General features: G+C 75.1%; 4 protein-coding genes. All 4 read left to right on the top strand.

Features of this window, described 5'->3' with window-relative positions; all coding sequences use genetic code 11:
• Window positions 1–84 precede the first annotated feature (84 nt).
• The 4 genes from ACWGE1_RS40255 (at window position 85) to ACWGE1_RS40240 (ending at window position 4488) form a co-directional block, all read left to right on the top strand.
• Entirely contained in the window at window positions 85–900 is an 816-nt protein-coding gene (locus ACWGE1_RS40255; protein ID WP_453425436.1) for a LytR/AlgR family response regulator transcription factor, read from the top strand.
• Window positions 901–1106: 206 nt separating this feature from the next.
• Window positions 1107–1382 (top strand): hypothetical protein, encoded by a 276-nt coding sequence (locus ACWGE1_RS40250; protein WP_453425435.1) that lies wholly within the window; start codon window positions 1107–1109, stop codon window positions 1380–1382.
• 137 nt (window positions 1383–1519) lie between these two features.
• The gene (locus ACWGE1_RS40245) at window positions 1520–3250 is read left to right on the top strand and encodes a sodium/solute symporter (protein ID WP_453425434.1); all 1731 of its coding nucleotides are present in this window, start codon (window positions 1520–1522) and stop codon (window positions 3248–3250) included.
• A complete protein-coding gene (locus ACWGE1_RS40240) occupies window positions 3247–4488 on the top strand; it encodes a sensor histidine kinase (protein ID WP_453425433.1) in 1242 nt (413 codons plus the stop codon). The genes ACWGE1_RS40245 and ACWGE1_RS40240 overlap by 4 nt, the downstream gene beginning before the upstream one ends.
• Window positions 4489–4689 lie beyond the last annotated feature (201 nt).

The following is a 4689-nucleotide window of genomic DNA, read 5'->3' as shown; positions in this document are numbered from 1 at the left end:
GACCACGCCCAAACACCCCCCTGGGCGGGGGCCGCGCCTCTCTGTGCGTTCCGCCCTGCCGAAGTCCTCTCTAGACTCGGCCGCATGCTGCGCGTACTGGCCGTCGACGACGAGAAGCCGCTCCTGGAGGAACTCCTCTACCTGCTGCGCTCGGACCCCCGGGTGCGCAGCGCGGAGGGTGCCTCGGACGCCACCGAGGCCCTGCGCCGGGTCACCCGGGCGCTGGAGTCCGGCCCCGAGGGGGCCGACGGCATCGACGTGGTCTTCCTGGACATCCACATGGCCGGGCTGACCGGGCTGGACATCGCCCGGCTGCTGGCCGGGTTCGCGCGGCCGCCGCTGATCGTGTTCGTCACGGCCCACGAGGGCTTCGCCGTACAGGCCTTCGATCTGAAGGCCGTGGACTACGTACTCAAGCCCGTGCGCCCGGAGCGGCTGGCCGAGGCCGTCCGGCGGGCCTGCGAGCAGCTGGGCCGGGCCGAGGAGGCGGCGGTGGGCACGTCCGGCGCCCCGGGGGCGGTGGAGCCGCGCCGACCCGCCGCCGAGGTCCCCGCCGCCGACCGCGCCCCGGACCAGATCGCGGTCGAACTGGGCGGGGTCACCCGCTTCGTGGCGATCGCGGACATCTCCTACGTCGAGGCGCAGGGCGACTACGCCCGCCTGCACACCGACGAGGGCAGCCACCTGGTCCGGATCCCGGTGTCCACGCTGGAGGAGCGCTGGGCGGCGCGCGGGTTCGTCCGGATCCACCGCCGCCATCTGGTGGCGCTGTCCCGGATCGACGAGCTGCGGCTGGAGGCCGGGACCACGAGCGTCCGGGTGGGGTCGGCGGAACTCCAGGTGAGCCGCAGGCACGCACGGGAGCTGCGGGATCTCCTCATGCGCCAGGCGACCGGCTGAAACCGGCCGACGACCGGCCCCGGGGCGTGTCCGCACAGGCCCGCCGGGCCGTTCGCCCGCGACCGTCCGGCGCTCGGGGGCGCCGTTCGTCGCGCCGGGAGGGACGTACGGCGATCCGCCGGACCGCCGGTCGCACCGCCGCTCCGGCCGGCCCTCCCGGGCGTCGCCCCTGCGTATCGTGGATCTTCCGGCGCGGGAGGAGCGAGATGTCCGAGATCCAGGCGCTGGTCGACGCCCTGAGCGGGCTGCCCCGGGCCCGGCCCGCGGGGCCCGCCGAGGCCGAGGTGCTGCTGGCCCGGCTGCGCAGTGCGGCCGCCCGCTGGGCCGACGTCCTGTACGAGGCCCGAGAGGGGGTCCGCGAGCAGGTGCCGCCCCGGGCGGAGGCTGCCCTGACGCTGGCGTTCCGGCGCGCGGAGGAGTCGTACGTGGAGCTGGAGATCGCCCTGCGGGACTGTACGGAACACCGCGACCCGGCCGTCTGACCGGGCCGTCCGACCCGGCCGTCAGGCCCCGTGGCCCGGGGGATCCGACGGGTGCGGTGGGTCCGAATCGGGCCTGTCGCCCGGTCAGGGGGCGTGCGTAGACTCCGGACACCCTCCCCCAGCCGAAGGACCGACCGGTGAACCAGACGTACGCGCTGACCGCGGTCGCCGTCGTCGTCCTGGTGACGCTCCTGGTCGGCGCGCTGGGCCTGCGGATGTCCCGGACCACCTCCGACTTCTACGTCGCCTCGCGCACGGTGGGCCCGCGCCTGAACGCGGCGGCCATCAGCGGGGAGTACCTGTCCGCCGCGTCCTTCCTCGGGGTGGCGGGACTGGTGCTGCTGCAGGGCCCCGAGATGCTCTGGTACCCGGTGGGCTACACCGCCGGGTACGTGGTGCTGCTCGTCCTCGTGGCCGCTCCGCTGCGCCGCTCCGGCGCGTACACCCTGCCCGACTTCGCCGAGGCGCGGCTGGAGTCGCTGGTCGTGCGCCGGATCGCGGTGCTGTTCGTGGTCGGGGTGGGCTGGCTGTACCTGATGCCGCAGCTGCAGGGGGCCGGGCTGACGCTGGAGATCCTGACGGGGGCCCCGCACTGGGTCGGCGGGCTGGTCGTCGCATTCGTGGTGATGGTGGCGGTGGCAGCCGGCGGGATGCGTTCGGTGACCTTCGTCCAGGCCTTCCAGTACTGGCTGAAGCTCACGGCGCTGCTGGTGCCCGCCTTCTTCCTGCTGGCGGCCTGGGCGGGGGACGGCGCGCCGCGGGCCGGCTTCGACGCGCCGGCCGTCTTCCGGGAGCACACCTCGGTGACGATCGCGGAGGACGTGCGGCTGTCCGTGGCGCGTCCGCTGACGGTGACGGTGACCGGGCAGGTGGACGGGCGCGGTCACGTGTCGGCGCCGGTCACCCTGGCCGCCGGGGAGCACTCCGTACGGGCCCACGCGCGGCTGGAGTTCGCCCCGGACACGCCCGTCCCGGACACCCGGGTGCAGGCGCGGCCCGAGGTGTCCACCTGGTCGGTGCCGATGTCCGGCGGGATGGGCGAGTACCGGCTGTACGCCACCTACGGGCTGATCCTGGCGACCTTCCTCGGCACGATGGGCCTGCCGCACGTCGCGGTGCGCTTCTACACCAGCCCCGACGGGCGGACCGCCCGGCGCACCACGCTGGTGGTGCTCGCGCTGGTCGGTGCCTTCTACCTGCTCCCGCCGGTGTACGGGGTGCTGGGCCGGATCTACGCCCCCGAGCTCGCCCTCACCGGGGACGCGGACGCGGCGGTGCTGGTGCTGCCCGAGCGGATGCTCGGCGGGCTGCTCGGCGAGCTGCTGGGCGCCCTGCTGGCCGGGGGCGCCTTCGCGGCGTTCCTGTCGACGGCTTCGGGGCTGACCATGGCGGTGGCGGGGGTGCTGCACCAGGACGTGCTGCCGGCGCGGGGGGTGCGCAGTTTCCGCTCGGCGGCGGTCGTGGCGATCCTGGTGCCGCTGGCCGGGAGCGTGGTGGCCGCGCAGGTCCCGGTGGCGGACGCGGTGGGCCTGGCCTTCGCCGTGTCGGCGTCCTCGTTCTGTCCGCTGCTGGTGCTGGGCATCTGGTGGCGCGGGCTGACCCCGCCGGGTGCGGTGGCCGGGCTCGTCGCGGGCGGCGGGGCGGCGCTGGGCGCGGTGCTGGCGACGCGGGCCGATCTGGCGCCGCCGGGATGGACGCACACGCTGCTGGCCTGGCCGGCGGCGTGGTCGGTGCCGCTCGGGTTCCTGACGATGGTGGCGGTGTCGCTGGCCACGCGGTCGCGGATCCCGGCCGGGACGGCGGCCACCCTGGCCCGGCTGCACCTGCCGGAGGCCGTGGCCGGCGGGCAGGCCGGGGGTCCGCGGTGAGCGGGGCGGCACCCGCCGTACTGGCGGTGCTGGCGGGGGCGGGCGGGGTCCTGCTGGTGGGCGCGGGCTGGGTGGCGGGCCGGTGGCACGCCCGCCACGGGGAGCGGGCGGCCGGCATGGACCTGGGGACCCCGGTGGAGCGGGCCACCTTCCACACCCTGCACACGGCTTCGCTGGCCGCTCCCCCGCTGCGGGCCGGGCTGACCGAGGACGCCGCCCGCAAGGCGGCCCGGCGGCTGCGGTCGCTGCTGGGCACGGAGGCGCTGTGCCTCACCGACCGGGAGTCGGTGCTGGCCTGGGACGGCCCGGGCGCCGACCACCATCAGCGCCGGGCGATGGCCCGGGTCGCGGTGATGCTGGCGTCGGGGCGCAGCCAGAGCGTACGGACCGAGTGCCAGCGGCCTGACTGTCCGCTGAAGTGGGCGGTGGTGGCCCCGCTCACCGGCGAGGACGGGGTGCTGGGCGCGCTGGTGGCATACGGGTCCCGGGAGTCGGCGGTGCTGGTGCGGGCGGCGACGGAGGTCGCGCGGTGGGTGTCCGTGCAGCTGGAGCTGTCCGAGCTGGACCGGTCGCGCACCCGGCTGATGGAGGCGGAGATCAAGGCGCTGCGGGCGCAGATCTCCCCGCACTTCATCTTCAACTCCCTGGCTGCGATCGCCTCGTTCGTCCGTACCGACCCGGAGCGGGCCCGGGAGCTGCTGCTGGAGTTCGCGGACTTCACCCGGTACTCCTTCCGGCGGCACGGTGATTTCACCACGCTCGCCGACGAGTTGCGCTCCATCCAGCAGTATCTGGCCCTGGCCGGTGCCCGGTTCGGTGACCGGCTGAAGGTGACCCTGCAGGTGGCGCCGGAGGTGCTGCCGGTGGCGCTGCCCTTCCTGTGCCTGCAGCCGCTGGTGGAGAACGCCGTCAAGCACGGGCTGGAGGACTCCACGCAGGAGTGCCGGATCGCGATCACGGCGCAGGACGCGGGCGCGGAGGCGGTGATCACGGTGGAGGACAACGGGGTCGGGATGGATCCGGCCCTGCTGCGCCGGATCCTGGCCGGGGAGCGCGGCGGGTCCTCCGGCATCGGGCTGACCAATGTCGACGAGCGGATCCGGCAGGTCTACGGGGACGAATACGGTCCGGTGATGGAGACGGGCGTCGGGGCCGGCATGAAGGTCACCCTCCGGATCCCCAAGTACCGTGCGGGCGTGCACAGTTCCCCTTCGGAGCCTCCGTCGCCACGTGACTGACCCCGCGGCGTGACGCACCGGATGCGCCGTGTTGCCCGCCACCGGCGGCCGGCCGTACCCCGCCCGGGGAACGCGCGTGGCCCCGGTCGTCCGCAGGGGACGACCCGGGCCCCCGGGCCGCGGGGCCGGGGGCGTTTTAACAAAAACCAGCCCCCCAGACCACACAGGGTGTGGGTTTGGGGGGGTGGGTGGTATATGAGG

The organism is Streptomyces sp. NPDC054932 (assembly GCF_053610205.1).
The sequence above is the reverse complement of the archived record's forward strand: the minus strand, read 5'-3'. Positions and strand labels throughout refer to the sequence as shown.